Raw genomic sequence first — 281 nt, forward strand, 5'->3', positions numbered from 1 at the left:
CTCATCGCCATCTTTACAAATTTGCTTTAATTCTTCTGCTGAATATGCACCGTCATATTCGTACTGTTCTCCAGATTTAATCGTTACAACAACACGATCAAATCCCTTTTCAATTTTAACGACGTTAGCGCTTGTCGGAATTGGACTTGTTGGTAACAACTGCGCTTTATATAGATGATTCATCATCGTTGATTTCCCTGCTGAGAAGTGACCGCAGAACGCTATCATAAGCTGCTCTCGTTTATATTTTTGAATTACTTCAAACAACTTTAAGCTATTCT

At 37.4% G+C, this 281-nt stretch carries 1 protein-coding gene; it reads right to left on the reverse strand.

Annotation, left to right across the window (positions count from 1 at the left end; genetic code table 11):
* On the reverse strand, nucleotides 1–281 hold a 281-nt coding region (locus SB717_RS35190), incomplete at both ends, for a dynamin family protein (RefSeq protein ID WP_410907539.1).

It is taken from the genome of Priestia sp. SIMBA_032 (assembly GCF_046535215.1).
In the GTDB taxonomy this organism is placed as follows: Bacteria; Bacillota; Bacilli; order Bacillales; family Bacillaceae_H; genus Priestia; species Priestia aryabhattai.